Source organism: Nocardiopsis nanhaiensis, assembly GCF_054778635.1.
Genome location: NZ_BAAGZJ010000024.1, coordinates 38,365 through 54,799, shown reverse-complemented (window position 1 = coordinate 54,799; position 16,435 = coordinate 38,365). Strand labels below are relative to the sequence as shown.

General features: G+C 64.6%; 11 protein-coding genes and 1 pseudogene. 10 read left to right on the top strand and 2 right to left on the bottom strand.

Features of this window, described 5'->3' with window-relative positions:
- Positions 1–217 precede the first annotated feature (217 nt).
- The 9 genes and pseudogenes from ACYVD1_RS13870 to ACYVD1_RS13830 form a co-directional block, all read left to right on the top strand.
- A pseudogene (locus ACYVD1_RS13870) lies at positions 218–1,678 on the top strand (zinc-ribbon domain-containing protein); the annotation flags it as partial.
- Between the two features lie 39 nt (positions 1,679–1,717).
- Positions 1,718–2,194, top strand: a complete 477-nt coding sequence (locus ACYVD1_RS13865) for a DUF559 domain-containing protein (RefSeq protein ID WP_460772080.1) — start codon at positions 1,718–1,720, stop codon at positions 2,192–2,194.
- A gap of 389 nt (positions 2,195–2,583) precedes the next feature.
- Positions 2,584–3,144, top strand: a complete 561-nt coding sequence (locus ACYVD1_RS13860; RefSeq protein ID WP_460772020.1) for a hypothetical protein — start codon at positions 2,584–2,586, stop codon at positions 3,142–3,144.
- Between the two features lie 16 nt (positions 3,145–3,160).
- Positions 3,161–4,096, top strand: a complete 936-nt coding sequence (locus ACYVD1_RS13855; protein WP_460772018.1) for a hypothetical protein — start codon at positions 3,161–3,163, stop codon at positions 4,094–4,096.
- Between the two features lie 86 nt (positions 4,097–4,182).
- A complete protein-coding gene (locus ACYVD1_RS13850) occupies positions 4,183–4,671 on the top strand; it encodes a hypothetical protein (RefSeq protein WP_460772017.1) in 489 nt (162 codons plus the stop codon).
- A 654-nt stretch (positions 4,672–5,325) separates the two neighbouring features.
- Entirely contained in the window at positions 5,326–9,276 is a 3,951-nt protein-coding gene (locus tag ACYVD1_RS13845; protein WP_460772016.1) for an Eco57I restriction-modification methylase domain-containing protein, read from the top strand.
- Positions 9,273–12,656, top strand: a complete 3,384-nt coding sequence (locus ACYVD1_RS13840; RefSeq protein ID WP_460772014.1) for a helicase-related protein — start codon at positions 9,273–9,275, stop codon at positions 12,654–12,656. The genes ACYVD1_RS13845 and ACYVD1_RS13840 overlap by 4 nt, the downstream gene beginning before the upstream one ends.
- 28 nt (positions 12,657–12,684) lie before the next feature.
- Entirely contained in the window at positions 12,685–12,834 is a 150-nt protein-coding gene (locus ACYVD1_RS13835; protein WP_460772013.1) for a hypothetical protein, read from the top strand.
- A gap of 252 nt (positions 12,835–13,086) precedes the next feature.
- Positions 13,087–13,890 carry an SAM-dependent methyltransferase gene (locus tag ACYVD1_RS13830; protein ID WP_460772012.1) on the top strand — a complete coding sequence of 268 codons (804 nt, stop codon included), beginning with the start codon at positions 13,087–13,089 and terminating at the stop codon, positions 13,888–13,890.
- 104 nt (positions 13,891–13,994) lie between these two features.
- Here the strand turns inward: ACYVD1_RS13830 and ACYVD1_RS13825 are convergent, their stop codons facing one another.
- Positions 13,995–14,837 (bottom strand): 5'-3' exonuclease, encoded by an 843-nt coding sequence (locus tag ACYVD1_RS13825; RefSeq protein ID WP_460772011.1) that lies wholly within the window; start codon positions 14,835–14,837, stop codon positions 13,995–13,997.
- A 171-nt stretch (positions 14,838–15,008) separates the two neighbouring features.
- Between ACYVD1_RS13825 and ACYVD1_RS13820 the strand changes: the two genes are divergently transcribed.
- Positions 15,009–15,473, top strand: coding sequence for a hypothetical protein (locus ACYVD1_RS13820; RefSeq protein ID WP_460772010.1), 465 nt, complete (start codon positions 15,009–15,011; stop codon positions 15,471–15,473).
- A gap of 271 nt (positions 15,474–15,744) precedes the next feature.
- On the opposite strand, the gene ACYVD1_RS13815 is transcribed toward ACYVD1_RS13820, so the two are convergent.
- Complete coding sequence (locus ACYVD1_RS13815; protein ID WP_460772009.1) at positions 15,745–16,401, bottom strand: hypothetical protein; 657 nt, start codon at positions 16,399–16,401, stop codon at positions 15,745–15,747.
- Between the last annotated feature and the right edge of the window lie 34 nt (positions 16,402–16,435).

Sequence of the window (16,435 nt, the reverse complement as noted above, 5' to 3'; positions counted from 1 at the left end):
GGAAGCACCTCACGGGTTTGCATGGCCAGACGGACGCCTCTGGTCGAGCTGAGCCCAAGCACGAAAATGCGATGAGTCCGGGAACAGGGGACCAGCCTCGAAACGGTCCGTGTTGCACAAATAAGGCCAATCTTCCCAGAATCAATCATATTGAACGAAAAGGTGTAAATAGTTCAGCAGATAAGATTAATGCCTTTTCGTGTGAATCCTGCTTGCCATGCCCGCGATGCCCCCGCCGACGGTCACCAGGACCTCAGGAGAAGGAATGTCATCAGCGGCTCCTATGGTGCTCTCGTATCCGAGGAAGGATGACATCGTGGCACCACGAGGACCGCAAAAGCCCAAACCCGGTTCGTCGCTAGCGGAGAACCGACCCGAGCTGGCTCAGGAGTGGCACCCCTACCGCAACGACCCCTTGACGGCCGCGGATGTCAAAGCGGGCGCTGGCGCCCATGCTTGGTGGCTGTGCCGATCATGCGGACACGAGTGGCGTGCCCGCATCGGAAGCCGCTCAGAAGGATCAGGCTGTCGACCTTGTTCACTCAAGCGAGCCGCGAAAAAGAAGCAGCGACCCCGCACCAGGGCATCTCTGGCCGAAGAGGCTCCAAGTCTATCCGAACAGTGGCACCCGACTAAAAACTCAACTTCTCCCCAGGAAGTGAGTGCAGGATCCTCGCAAAGAGTGTGGTGGTTGTGCCCGTGTGGGAATTCTTGGCAAGCCCGAGTGGTCGACCGTGCCCGCAGCGGCAACACTGACGGGTGTCCGACATGTGTCGCATCCATTGTCGGAGCAAGGCAAGGATTGATCATGGCAGAGGAAGACTCGGGAGGTGAAGCAAGAAAACTTTCATTGGCTGACACCCACCCGAATCTTGGGCTCCAGTGGCACTCGACCAAGAACGGGGGGCTGACCGCTGCCATGGTCCTCCCCTGGTCCAACCGGGCGGTCTGGTGGAAAGGGTCGTGTGGGCACGAATGGAAAACGAAAATCTCACATCGGGCCATTGCGGGCACCGGTTGTCCCTACTGTGCCCATCGGCTCCCGCATGAGGCCCATAACCTGGCCGTTGCGCACCCCGAGGTCGCAGCTCGCTGGCACTCCACACATAACGGTGAGGTGCGCCCCGAATCCTTGTCCCCGCACTCGGGTTATGTCGCTTGGTGGTTGTGTCCGGCATGCGGCCATGAGTGGGAAGCCGTATGCCGTTCTCAGGCGGAAGGGCGCGGCTGCCCTCGTTGCGCACGAGAGCGCTCTTCGCGAGGCTCTCGCATGCCGCGGGCCAGCCTCGGGGGTGCCCTGCTGGTCGAAGCAAGACCTGACCTGGCCCAGGAGTGGCATCCGACGAAGAACCGCGATGTGGAACTCATGACCGTGGCTTCTTCATCGAACTTGAGAGTTTGGTGGAAAGGCGCCTGCGGCCATGAGTGGGATATGGCGGTTAACCATAGGAATAAAGGCCTCGGGTGCCCCTACTGTTCCGGGCATCGAGCTGGATTTGGAAATGATCTTGCGACGCTGCGGCCGGACCTCGCGGTTGAATGGCACCCCACTCGTAATGGCAGCCTCACGCCTTCAGATGTCGTTGCGGGATCTGCAAGGAAAGTTTGGTGGAAAGCAGACTGCGGACACTCGTGGGAAGCCCATATATTTTCCCGGAGCAGGGGGTCGAACTGCCCCCGGTGTGCCCCCACACTGAATTCCCGTCAGCAAACCGACATGGAACTGGCGCTCGCACTCGCACTGCCAGGCCTGGACGCCTGCCATCCGTCGATCCGGACCTCTGCTCGACTTTACCGTTGCGATATGGTCTGGCCTGACCACGACCTCATCGTGGAGTTCGACGGGAGCTTCTGGCATAAAGAAGCCGAAGATCGCGACCGAGAAAAAGCCGAACGGCTTCGTGAAAGTGGATGGCGGGTGGTGCGCGCTCGGGAGAACCCTCTGGTTCTTCTGAGCGAGGATGACGTTTCTGTGCCGAATGTTCAAGAGTTCGGTGCCGTCGAGGCTTCGAAGAGGATCGCTATGCACCTACGGAGTCTCGGGTTCTCCGCTGTTTGCGGTGATGGTTGGGTCGAGCGCGCCTTGCAGGAGTGTCGACTTCGAGGTCGGGAGTACCACGCTTCACGCAACCGACGCGCCCCGACACCTGATGCCGTCACCGGACGGTGGGAACAAGCTGCCTTGTGGCCGTGATGTCCCACGCTCGACTTGAACCTGTCACCAACGGATGGCCGCCGACCGCGATATGAATGCCTCCCGGAAGACTCAGGGACGGACACCAGCAGCGCTGTTAGATGCACCCTTGAAAACTATAGATTTATGGCCTGTCCGAAAATGAGTGCAGTGCACCAGATGAAGCCTTGCCCGTCCCGTGGTGTGGTTGATGCGCTACGAGATCCCATGCATCAGCTGACCTCAAGCGGTGTGAGTGTCCCGTTGTGAGGGTTCGGATGGGGGATTCCTTCCCCCATCGTGCATATCTGTGTCGCAGTGGTGGAATACGGTGAGAGGCCACCATGGTGCACAGGAATCAGCTCTTCTTCGTAAGCAGGAAAGATCCCTCATCCCCCTGGAGTGCGGTCGTGAACAACGCCGAAATCGAACAGGTTCAGCAGGAGGCCCGCGACCTGCGGGAGACCCTCGCCGAACAACACCACCGTTTGGACACCAAGGACCTTCCCCAGGTGGCTCGGCGCAACCTCAAAGTCCAGATCATCAACACCACCACACGGTTACTGGAGGCCGACGCGCACGTACTCACCCTCAACTACCGTCAGCGCCAGCAGCGCATGCGCACGATCAGTTCATGGCTCTGCGCCGGTGTTCTGGCGGTGATCGGGCTTTCCCTCGTGACCACCGTCGTGGGGTTGGCGACCTGGAAGGGCGCGACCCACCTGTTCTTGCTCCTCCAAGCCCTGTTGGTCGGCTGTGCTTGGTGGGTCGAAACGTCCCCGCACTGGGAAGGGATCCCTCGACGGCTGAGCGGCCTGGGATCCTTGGCAGCCGCTGTGCTTCTCTCTGTGTTGGTCGGATGGGGGGCTTTCAACCCATGGATGATGATCGCCTCCATCATCCTCACCATCGCGGGAGTCGGCCTGTACCTCCACGGGACCCCCTCTGCTGCATCTCGTTCCGACAACTGAAACCAGAAGGGCCAGCGTGAACGAGCCGACCCCCCAATCCCTCCGAGACGACCTGGACGACATTGCCCGCCAGTTTTTCGACTTGGACTCCACCGTCGACAAGGCCGTTGATCGCCTGGATGATCTCGAACGCCACCGGGACCTCGAACTCCCCGAACGACTGGACACGATCGAGGCGACCGCCGAAGAGGCACGTGACGAACTCGCTGAGGCGTTGAAGGAGATCCGCGGCATGCGCTCGCATGTGCGCTGGCTCGAACGGGTTCTGGCGCAGACAGCCGACCTGCCCCAGGCCCACCTGGACGCGTCCGACTCCACCATCGAGAAACTGGTCGCCCGCATCAAGCGAGGGCGGGTGCTGGAGACCAAGGTAGCGCCCCCAGGCGAACTCACACGCCTGCAATGGCTCATCGACCGTCCCGACCAGCTCACCGATGACCTCGACGCACTCACCGACCAGGCATCGGCGTTGAGCCGCCCATTGCGGGACATGGCCCCTGGACACGCCGACTACCGGGCGCGAGTCACCGCGTTTTCCTCCCTCACGCACAAGATCCGCGCCGCGCAACAGGCAGTGGAGCAGGCTCAACAGCAAGCCAAGAAGGTGCGCCAGGACAAGCACCAGAAGGAGAGCGTCAACAGCGCGGTCGGACCGGACATCCTGGACGGGCAACGTGCACGTACCCAGCTGACCCGCATCCTGCGCGCACGGGTGTCCGAGGCCATCACCGAGGTTCAGCGGCTACCGAAATGGTTCACCCTCGCCTTGGGCCATGAGCCCCCACGCCAGGGCGTTGAGGAATGGATGCCCACCGCAGTCGATGTGATCGCTCATCGTCTGCTGCGGGGTATCGACGACCCGGTCAGCGCGCTGGGATCCTCCCCCCGCTATGACGATCCGTTCTACAGCGAACACCTCGACCTCCAGCAACGGATCGCTGACCTGCCGTAATCATCCTGGCCCGGAAGCACCGCACCGGATCCCTTGCAGCGGTGCACTGTGGGCCGAAACCCCTCCAACGAGACGGAGCACCCTCTGTGGATCTCGACCAGTTCACCTCCAACGAGCAGCGGCTCCTGCGCATGGTGGCCATGCTCCCCCAACCCGGAGCCGAAGAGTACGAGCTCTTCTGGAAGGACGTGGCTCACGAGATGGGGGACAAGACCGACTACGTCACCGGGAAGATGATCGCGGAGGTCAGCCAAGCGCTGTCCCGAGATCCCCGGCAGCCCGGGCCCGGTGGACACCACCGCGGGCTGTGCGATCTGGCGTGCCGGATGATGTACCTGTTCAACGACCCCAGCGAGACGCTCCTCGGCTCGATCGGGGGACGCCTCAACAACGGCCAGGGGCCGTTGCGCATGATGGGACGGACCTGGGTGAATGAGCTCCACCACGTGTGTCTGACAGTCCTCGTCGACGCCTATGACGGCTCGGCGCTGCAAGAGCGGTTGAACGCCTGGGTGATCGAGAACGAGCGCCAACGCCTGGAGCGCCTGAGAAACCGTGCCCAACGTTTCCAGTAGCCGCTCCGGTCACCGATAACTCACGAAGGGAGCCGTACCGATGCGCATCATGAGCTACAACGTCAAAAGGTCGACGGAGACCGAGATTGGGAGCCGTTCGCCGCACTGCTCACGGCGTACTCCCCGGACATCATCTGCTTGAATCGCCCAGGGTTTCGTCGAGGCTCAGTTAGGTGGCTCCGTAGGACATCATCAACAGCCCGACACAGCTCGCCGCCAGCCCTCAGCGATGACCGTGCCCGCCGCGAAGCGGCGAGCGGCGGCCGGGGCGGTCAGAGCGCCGACGATCAACCCCAGCGCGGCTGGAGCGAACATAGGGAAGGGCCGTTGCCTGGTCTCGGTTCCGATGCCTCCCTGACGGCTAGCGCCGACCTCACCAACGTCCACGTCGATCATCTGGCCAGCAACTCCGCAGGCCGCCTGGTCTGACCTTGTCCGGCCAGGTCAGGACTCAACTGCGAGATCGCCTGGGATATCGGTGGCAGCTGCTATTACAAGTAAAGACGATCGCCCGCTTCATCCCCTTCTGACTGTCGGAAGGCTTACGAGCGCTGCGCCAAGGTCAGTGTTATCCCAAGCCCCGCGCCCTGCGTGGAGACACCCGCGTACGGCAAGATTGGGCTGGCGAACGGGACGAGAGCTAGAGGTGCCTCTGTGGACGACTTGTTGGACAACGCGAACGCGATGGACATCCACTGGGAAGTACCCTTGGATGCCCCGAAAACACTGCACGTCGACACCGTGCTGGTCGGAGCGCAGCCTGATGCGCTCGAGGTTGTCGTCGCCCACGCTCAGGCCAGACCCAAGGTCGAAGACATGCGGCGGCTATGGAAAGCCCGTTGGGCCATGCGCGCAGCCCCCGTGGCCCTGGTGGTTCAGTACGAGTCCGCCCACGGCAAGCGGGCCGCGGTCTGCGGTCTACGCGAGGACGCCGACGTCGTATTCGACTTCGATATCGGGCAGGTAGTACGGGTGGGCATCGCCGCCTTTGACTCACCGACTGTTCCTGAGGGGGAACGTTTCTTCCAGAAGCTGCTCTCGAACCCGGCGGAGAATCAGATCCTCGGGCTCACGAACACAGGACTGTTTGCCTCCCACGAGCTACGCGCAGGGGTACCTCAGCGCCCCGACTGGCAGGAGCAGAAGGCCCTGGCCCGCTCCCTGGTGGCGCACCGTGGGACGGGGTTGCTCGACGCCCTCGGCTACGACGTTTCTCCTTACCAGTCCGCGGGTTTCCTTCTCAGCACCAAGGACGGGCCGCGCCGCGCAGTCGCCGTCTTGATCGAGGACAGCGAGCACTTCGACCGGCCCTCCTCACGCCTGAATGCCGAATCGCCGGTGCTCTACGGGCTGAGCATGGCCCAGCAGCAGGAACTTCCGTGGCTGTTGCTTCTGCGTGACACCCAGGTGCGGTTGTACTCGGCCAAACCCCAGGTAGGGGTGGGGCGTAAAGGCCAAACCGAGACCTACATTGAGCTCGACCTCGCCCTGCTGGACGAGGACTCCGCCACCTACCTCCCGCTCCTCTTCCACGCCGACGCCCTGTCCCCCACGGGCAGCGTCGACGACATCCTGCAGGCCTCCACCAACCATGTGGCCGCTCTAGGAGCGCGGCTGCGCGAACGCATCTACACCGAAGCCGTGCCCGCACTGGCCGTCGCTGTCGCCTCCCACATGGGGGCCGAAAGCGAAGAGAAATTGGAGGAGGCCTACCAACGAACCCTGGTCATCCTGTTCCGGCTCCTGTTCGTGGCCTACGCGGAAGACCGTGGCCTCCTGCCCTACCCGGGCAATCCCCGCTACACACGCAAGGCATTGAAGACCCTGGCCAGGGAGTTCGTCGACTCCCCGAGCGAGGAGTTCGACGTCCACGCCACGGACTTGTGGAACGACCTGTTGGCAGTATGGCGCGCCATTAACGACGGCAACGAAGAGTGGGACGTGCCCGCCTACAACGGCGGCCTGTTCGCCGACGACGAGCATCATCCTTCCGGTCGCGAGATCAGCCAGATGCAGCTCACCAACGCCGAGATCGGACCGGCGCTGCGGGCGCTCCTGGTGGACACCTCCGACGATGGGGTATTCGGTCCGGTTGATTTCCGTAGCCTGTCGGTGCGGGAATTCGGCACGATCTACGAAGGCCTGCTGGAGTCCTCACTGAGCATCGCCCCCACTGATCTGACCCTGTCCAAAGACCAGACCTTCGTCCCGGCCAAGGCCGACCACAAGGTCGAGGTCCCAGCTGGGCGGGTGTACTTCCACAACGCCTCCGGTAAGCGCAAAGCCACCGGTTCCTACTTCACCAAGTCCTTCGCCGTTGAGCACCTGTTGGACACGTCCCTGGAACCGGCGCTCACCCAGCACCTGCACCGGCTCCACGCGCTGATCGACCAGGGCGAAGAGGCCAGAGCCGCCGAGGCGTTCTTCGACTTCCGGGTCGCGGACCTGGCGATGGGCTCGGGCCACTTCCTCGTCGCGGCCATCGACCGGATCGAGCGCCGGTTGGCTGCCTTCCTCACCGAGCACCGGCTTCCTGCGGTGAGCGCGGAGCTGGAGCGGCTCGCTCAGATTGCCCGCGCGGCCCTGGGGGACCAAGCCGACCAGGTGGAGATCGAGACGTCCATGCTGCTACGCAGGCAGATCGCCCGGCGCTGCATCTACGGGCTTGACCTGAACACGATGGCGGTGGAGCTGGCCCGCTTGGGCATCTGGATCCACACCTTCGTGCCCGGTCTGCCCATGTCGGCACTGGACCACGGCCTTGTTGCCGGCAACAGTCTCACCGGGATGGCCACCATCGACCAGGTCCTGGATGTGCTGGACGCGAACCGGACCCCGGGGCAGGTCAGTTTCTTCGCCGAGCAGATCGAGACCACCCTGGAGAAGGCGCGGACCCGACTGCTGCGCGTCGGCAGGACGGCCGAGGCGACCAAGCAGGAGGTGCACGCGGCCCGCGAGGCCCACGCGCAGGCCCTTCAGGAAGCCGAGGACGCCAAGGCGCTGCTCGATGCGGCCGTGGCAGTACAGATGGGGGCCGTCCCGCTGCCCATGGACCCGGATCAGGCCATCGCCAGGGGTAGAAGTGAGGAGGCGCGCGAAGCCGTTGCCGCGGTGCGCGCCACGCATCTGCTGTACCAGTTCCCTGAGGTCTTTCTCCGCCCTGAGGGGGGCTTCGATGTGGTCCTGGGCAACCCGCCGTGGGAGAAGGTGCGGTGGGAGGCCGCCCCGTACTGGGTGGGTGTCTCTCCTGGTCTGATGGCGCTGACCGACAAAGCACGTGAGAAGAAGATCGAGGAGCTACGGGCTGAGCGCCCCATGGAGGCCGGGCGGGAAGAGCAGGAACGGGGGGAGCGCGAGACCCTCCAAGCCCTGTTCAAGAAGGCCTACACGCTGCGCGGCGGCACCCATCTGGAGCTGGCACAGCTCATGCTGGAACGCGCCTTGCGGTCGCTATCCCGCACGGGGCATCTGGGGCTGGTACTGCCGCGCCAGAGCATGGTGCTGGCAGGCTGGAAAAAGCTACGCGGCCATCTAGTGGGCTCCCACGACCTGCGCATCATCCAGGGACGCAACCACGGCGAGTGGATCTTCGAGGAGGTCCATGCCTCCTACGCGGTGATTCTGCTCTCGGTGGGACCACGTAGGAACCGCATCGTTGAAGTCGGCGTCGCCCGTAGCCCTAAGGAAGTCACCGCCGTTGCCGCGGGCCGCAGTATCTCTTTCACCGCTGATGAGCTGGGGACCCTGTCGGACGCGAACGTCGTCCCCTGGTTCAACGAACCGGAAGACCGCAGGGTCTTCGACATCATGCGGGCCCTACCTCGTATCTCCTCCGGGCAGGGGTGGATCCGCGCCTCGCACGATGCCCGTTGGGACTTCACCGGAAGCGGCCCCGACAAACGGCTCGTCACGCCCCAGGACGCTCCAGGTGCTTGGAAGGTGCTGATGACCCGGCACGTGGACGCGTTCACCTTCGACGACGAACCGCACAAGCAGTTCGTCGCCGATCTACGCCCACTCTCCGAACTCAAACGCGGTGTGGCCCTCACCGACGGCGCTTTCACCCTGGGGGCGGGACACCCGTTGTTGATCTTCCGCCGTCCCAGCCGCAGTGACGACAGCCGCACCCTCATCGCCACCGCACTGCCCGAAACGGGATACCTGCACAACAAAGGTTCTGTGCACGCCATCATGCACGACATCACCTCGTCCCCCACTTCCCGGCTTGCACTGGTGGGTCTGGTGAACACGCTGACGATGGACTGGTGGGCGCGGCGCTTCGTGGACCGGCATGTCACCTCGCCCATCATCAACCAGCTCCGGATCCCCGCGTGGGACAGCGACGGCATCGCCACTGCCGCCGCGATCACCGGTTCCCTGCTCAGCCGCGGAGGCAGCACCCGCCTGGCCGGCGGCATCGACGTCACCGACCGGCACCAGGGCACCGACAGCGTGGAACTGCTGGCCGAGCTCGAACGCCTCACCCTGCGCGGCTTCGGCCTCCAGCACCACGACCTGGAGGTTATGGCGCAGGATTTCAGCACCACCGGGCTGTCGCCCGAGCTCCGCACCGCCTTGAACCTCGGCAAGGGAACCTCGCAGTGACCCCCCACAACTACAGGCCCGAATTCGCCACCAACATCCCGCAGGAAGGGGAGACGGTCGCTGGCGCGATCAACACCCTCCTGGGCGGGCTACGCACCCGGCTGGTGCAGCCGCCGGACCTGGCCATCGCCACGGCCTACTTCAACCCGGGCGGGTTCGCCCTCCTCGCCCAGGAGCTGGAGCAGGTCGGCCAGGTGCGCCTGCTCCTAGGCGCTGAACCCGCCCAAGAACAGCCCCAGGTACGGCCGCTCAACCACAGCCCGAAGAAACGCCGAGGGCGCGGTTCCGCACCTGCCCCCGAAGTACGCCGCGCACTGGAAGGCCACCAACGATCCCTGTACCAGGACCGGGACCTGATGGGTTTCACCCGCGAGACCGACGCCCGGGAACGGCGCCTGGTCGCCTGGCTGCGCGAACACCCCAATGTGCAGGTGCGGCGCTACGAGCAGGGATTCCTACACGGCAAGGCGTTTCTCGTGGAGACCGACACGACCGGGGTGATCGCCGGGTCCAGCAACTTCACCTACGCCGGTCTGGCCCGCAACAACGAGCTGAACCTGGGCCACTACCAGCCACACGTGGTCGGACAGGTCCTGGACTGGTTCGACCGGCAGTGGGAAGCCGCTGCCGACTACGACCTTGCGGCCCTGTACGAGGCGCGGTGGAATCCGCACCAGCCCTGGCACGTGTTCCTGCGTATGCTGCACGAACTCTACGGAGCCGACCTGGAGGAGGATACTCACGGTGACTCGCGTCTGGGCCTGACACGCTTTCAGGCCGATGGCGTGTGGCGGGCCAAGAGGATCCTGCAAAGGCGCCGCGGAGTCCTGATCGCCGACGAGGTCGGTCTGGGCAAGACCTTCCTCGCTGGAGAACTGATCCACGAGGCGGTCTTTGAACGCCGCCAGAAGGTATTGATCATCGCGCCGGCCACTCTGCGGGACGCCACCTGGCGGCCGTTCCTGCGCGAGCACAACCTCGCTGCGGTCGAGTGCGTGTCCTTCGAGGAACTCGTCGCCCACATCGAGGACGCCGGTTCCCACAACTCCGCACTCCAGAACCCCGACCAGTACGCAATGGTCGTGGTCGACGAAGCGCATGCCCTGCGCAACGACAGCACCAAGCGAGCAGCGGCCGTGCGGCGGCTGTTGGCGGGGTCGGTGGCCAAAGACCTGGTGGAGTTGACCGCCACCCCGGTCAACAACAGCCTCGACGACCTCCACAATCTCATCAGCTACTTCGCCACCAACGACGCCGAGTTTGCGGACGTGGGCATCCCCAGCCTGCGCGCCTACTTCAATCGGGCCTTGGCACTGCACCCCGACGATCTGTCCCCCGAGTACCTCTTCGACGTCTTGGACGAGGTAGCCGTCCGCCGTACTCGGCGCTTCGTCAAGAACCACTACGTGGGCGACGAGGTGGTCATCAACGGTAGGAAGCGGGAGATCAGCTTCCCCACCTGCCGGGTGCAGCGCATCGACTACAACCTGGACACGCTGCTCCCGGGCATCTTCGAGGAGCTGGCCACGGCACTAGGCGCCGACAACCACCAGGAAACCGACACCGTCGACGGCACACTCACCGGGGTCATCCTCGAGCGTCTGGGGGCGGTGCTCACCATGGCCCGCTACGTCCCCTCGCGGTTCAAGAAGACGGGGGCAGCGGAGCAGTACGAGGCCCAGAACGCCGGATTGCTGAGGTCCAACCTCCTCAAGCGCTTCGAGTCCTCGGCACGGGCTTTCGAGAAGACCGTGGGCAAAATGGTCGACTCCCATGTGCTGTTCCTGGAAGCGTTGGATTCAGGGATGGTGCTGACCGGTAAGGCCCTCAGCGAGTGGGAGGACTTCTCCGGTGAGGACATAGAGGACTTCCTGGACGCGGTCGACTCTCAGGAGAACGTCTCCAGCGCCGATGGCTACGACGTCGAACGTTTGAGGGAAGCAGTCGAAGCCGACCTGGCGCTCCTGCAGGAATTCCGCACGAAGGTCCAGACGGTCGACTTCCACAACGACCCTAAAGTCGCTGAACTCATCGATCAGCTCGCCGCCATAGCCCAGGAGGCTCAGGAGGAGGGCATCGGAGAGGACGACGTCCGCAACAAACGCAAAGTCCTCATCTTCACCTACTTCTCCGACACCGCCGACTACCTGGACAAGGCGGTCAAACACGCGATCACCGTCAATGAATCCCTGGCCGCGTACCGGGACCGAGTCGTCCTGGTAAAGGGCAGCGACAAGGCCAACCGCGGCAACGCCATCACCGGGTTCGCCCCCATGACTGCAGGCACCGGCACGGAGGAGGACCGTTACGACATCATCGTGGCGACCGACACCCTCGCTGAGGGAGTCAACCTCCAGCAGGCGCGCCACATCATCAACTACGACCTGCCGTGGAACCCTATGCGCCTGGTCCAGCGCCACGGTCGCATCGACCGCATCGGATCACCTCATACCGAGGTGTTCATGCGGTGCTTCTTCCCTGACCAGGGCCTGGACGCGGTCCTGCGTCTAGAAGAACGCCTTCAGCGCAAACTCAAGCAGGCTGCCGCGTCCATCGGGCAGGACACGGTCCTGCCCGACGTGGCAGCAGTGGAACGTGTCATCACCGACACCCGGGAGCAGATTGAGCGCCTACGCCGGGAGGAATCAATCCTGTTCTCGGATGAGGGCAACTCCTCCCTGTCGGGTGAGGAGTATCGGCGCCAACTTACCAACGAGTTCCAGAACTCCCAGGTCAACGACACGGTCCTGGGCCTGCCCTGGGGGTCGGGTTCGGGGTTCCAACGCCCGGGCGCGGATCCGGGTTTCGTATTCTGCACCCGCATCGGTGACCACCCCAAGCCGTGGCTGCGCTACGTGCCGATGAACAAAGACCTCACCGTTCAGGCGAACCCCGTTGAGGAAACGGCCGTGGTCATCAACGACGTCCTGTCCTGCCTGGCTCAGGGCACACCGCCAAGCGTCACCACCGAACCCGTACTGGATGAGCAGACGTATCAAGCAGCCTTCGACGCTTGGGAAGTGGCTCAGGAGAACATCCTCGCCCAGTGGAAGCGGCAGACCGATCCGCTGAATCTGTCCCCGCAGGTGCCCAAGGCCATGCGCGACGCATCAGCACTCGTCCGGGCCCACGGGTCCTTCCTGGAGAAGCAGGTAGAACTAGACCGGCGCCTCAACGCCCCCTATGCGCCTCGCATCCAGCGAGAAGTCCGGTGGATCCTGGCCGACCAGCACATGACCGACAAGGAGAAGGTGCGGGCCCTGTACACGTTCGCTGAGTCCAACGGTCTGACGCCCCCTCCGAGGGTGCAGCCACTGCCCCCGGCGGACAAGGAGGACATTCACCTCGTCTGCTGGATCGCTATCACCCCTACCGAGTAGCCCAGCAGCAGAACCGGCGCTGGACAGCGTGCTCGGACAGGAGACATATCAGCTCCTGCTGCCCGCCGGTGAAGCCGCGGAGGAAACGAAGGTCCCGCTTCCCACCGTCGCTCGCGTGCCGCACTCGCTGAGGTATACGTTCGTCTCGCGCGGGGCCGCCCTGGACTACGACGGTTAGGAACCCAGCCGTCAGAGCCACGCCGCTGCGTCATCTGTTCGATCTATAAGATTCAAAAGACACCGACGATGTCGAACATGTATTCGATTATATTTGCGCAGGTCGGTGGCTCGCGCACACCTCACGTCGGCACATGAGGCGGCCTCTCACGCGGCAATCCCCTGCCAGAAGGCGATCCGGGCGGAATTCATGCGCCGCGCCCGCGCAGCCTCCTTTAGGCTAAGCTCCTCCCCACCCCCTTGGAGTACATGCATGAGCACCCCGCCCCCCATCGACGCGTCCCAGGCCCATTCCGCACGCATCTGGAACTACTGGCTGGGCGGCAAGGACAACTACCCGCCCGACCGCGAGGCGGGTGACCAGATCGTGGCGGTCTTGCCCGAAATCGTCGACATCGCCATCGCCACCCGCGCTGTCCTGGTCCGCATGGTCACCCACCTGGCCACGACCGAGGGCATCGACCAGTTCCTAGACATCGGCACCGGCCTGCCCACCGCCAACAACACCCATGAGGTCGCCCAGACCGCCAACCCGGCCGCCCGGGTGGTCTACGTCGACAACGACCCCCTTGTGCTCACCCACGCCCGCGCTCTGCTCACCGGCACCTCCGAGGGCGCCACCGACTACGTCCACGCCGACCTGCGCGACCCGGCCGCCATCCTGGCCAAGGCCGCCCAAACCCTGGACCTGAGCCGGCCCGTCGCCATCACGATGTTCGGGGTCCTGCCGTTCGTCGGCGAAGACACCGAGGCAAAGGCGATCATCGACCACCTGTTGGGGGCGCTGCCTTCGGGGAGTTTCCTGGCGATCGTGCACAGTACCAGTGCAGTGACCGGTGAGGCGATGGAGGAGGCCGTGCGCCGATGGAACGATGCCGGCTCGGCCGTCTACCACCTGCGCACCCCGGAACGGATTACGTCTCTGTTCGGCGGGCTGGACCTGGTGGAGCCCGGGGTGATCTCATGCCCGCTGTGGCGACCCGAGCCGGTGGAGGTCGGGCAGGCGAGGGAGATGGATGAGTTCTGCGGGCTGGCGCGCAAGGGATGTAGCGAATGAGGATGGATCTCCCACGGGCACCGGTTAACGCTCGTCCATGGCGGTGGGCTCGGCGACGAAGACCACCGCCAATTCGTTCAGGTGCGTGAGCTCTACGGGGTCTGTCACCACAGCCCCAATCCCTCCAGGAGGCGGGCCGCCTTGGGCAACTCGGGGGTCGGCCCGGTGTCGGCGGGCGCCGTGAGGGGCACTTTGCGGTCGAGGCGGATGAGTTCACGCCACCGCAGCAGGTCCTGGCGGTGCTCGAGTACGCGCAGGCCGACGGCTCCAATCAGCCGGTCGCCGACGAGCACTTCCTCCAGGCCCCCGCCACCCGACAGCAGTCGTTTGGCGGTGGCTGGACCGACACCGCCTACCCCCGGGATGCTGTCGGCAGGGTCACCGGTCAGCGCCCGGTAGTCGGGCCACTGGCCCGGGAGCACACCGAACCGGGCGAGAACATCGGAGGCGGCAACGACCTGTCGGCCGGTTTTGGCGGCGGTGTTGAGCACACGGGCCTGTGGGTCTTCCAGGAGTTGGAGGAAGTCCTTGTCCCCCGACATCACCAGCACCGGCCGATCTGCCTCGGTGGCCGCTGTGGTCAGGGTGGCGATCACGTCGTCGCCTTCGGCGGTATCGATCTCGATCCAGGCAACCCCGGCCAAGTCCAGGCCGCGCCTAGTGTCGGGCAGCGACTCGATGGGGCTGTGGTCGGCCTCGGCCCGGTCGGCCTTGTAAACGGGATCTGCCTGGATGCGTGCCGTGCTCCCGTACTCGCCGTCGAAAACCACGACGACCTGATGGTGGGCGGCGTGGTCCAGGTGGGCTTTGCGGAGCAGCGCGAGGAAGCCGAAAACACCGGTCAGATCACGTGCGCCATCGCGTGAGGTGATACGCGCGGGGAACCCGAAATAAGAGCGGTACAGCAGGTGGTGCCCGTCAACGAGCAGAAGGGGTGTAGGTGACATAGCGCCCCCCGGGATAGTGCGTGAACAGGACAGAAAGAGCCTGTGACCGGGGCGACCGGGTCCCGCTGGTGGGAGTGTCAGGCTAGCGCACCGGGCCCGCTCGTGCCCCAGAAGCGGCGTGTGGGGCGGCGATGGCACACTGGCCATCTACCCCCGACACGAGGAGCCACCGTGGACGATGACCACTGCCCCGGCCACACCCCTGCTGCTGCGGCCATCGACGCAGCGTGGGCAATCCAAATCGAGTTGAGCACCCGAGTGGGACCTGGTCGGCTGCCGCACGACTGCGGACTTCTGAGGGAGGAACTGGCCTGCTTGCACTCGCTGTTCACCACAACCAGGGCTTCTCTCAGCCCTATCGCTTTGGGCGCGGAGCAGAAGGCCGACCAAGTGCATCAGGTGGCCGAGCGCCTGCGCGAGCAGATTCTACGGCCGTTCCTGAACCGCTGGCACGCGCTGCTGGCCGCGCATGAGACCATACGGTTCGAGGGCGAGGCCATGGCCGATCATGAGGCGCGCTGGGAGCACAACGGCCGGTTTCGCACGGAACTGGCCGCGCTCGCCGCGCCTCTGGGCCAGGTCAACGCCGAACTCAGCGACATCACGGGTGGCGACCTCGAGCTCGCTTCCGTGTGAAACGCGTGGTCTGTCGACCACGTCCCCAAGCCCCAGGCCCACAGCACAAACACCACCGACCCATGGCCACCACCCCACGCCCCCGAGTCGGTTACCGCGCTGCCACGGTCGGGAGAAGGGCGGTCAGTGCTCACACTGATTGCGCAGCATGGAGGAAGGTCCGGGGAACACCGCGGCCTGGCCGCGGCCGTTCCAGGGCTCGGTTATGGTGCACCTCGCCCTCGGCGACGTCCAGGTGGTTGCCGTCGGGGACAATGAAGGTGTAGCACACCTACTTGACCGGGATGCGGTAGGTGAGGGTGTCTTTCGCTCTCGCCACCTGCTGGAGTTCGCCGGTATTCATCGGGTTGTTGAAGCTGAACTGGTGGGTGATGAGCACCGTCGCCCACCCGTGGGTGACCAGGTCCAGATAGAAAGTCTCGGGCACCTGGCCCTCGAAGGTGAGGGGAGGGCTAGCGGTGGGTGCGCAACTCATCCGCACGCTGTAACGGTCACCTTCACGGACCGGTTCGATGTGGAAGCTCTCCTTGGCCCGGGGATCGAACAGCGGCCCGAGGGGAATGGGCACCCACACCCCTGCGGGGGACCGGCCTAGGAAGACCGACTCCATCGTGGGGTTGAGGATCAGGGTCGGCACCGCTCCGGGGGTAGCCGCGGGCAACAGGGAATCCAGGGCGTAGGTGCTCCACTGATCGGGTTGGTATAGGCCGGGGTCGACCCAGCCCGCCTCGCGGCAGTAGGGGTGGTAGAGCGCCGCCTGGACGCTGGGGCCGAGCACGTCAAAGACCAGGCAGGGGCGCGGACCCTCCAGGAGGGTGCTGCCGCAGTGCTGGCAGTCCCACAGGTGCAGGCGCTTGAGGACCCGGCTGAGGGAGATGCGCTGGTCGTCGATACCGGCGATGGTCACGTCGGTCTGCTGGAGGGGCACGGTGGTCTCCGGTCTAGTCGGCCGCTGCCGCGGT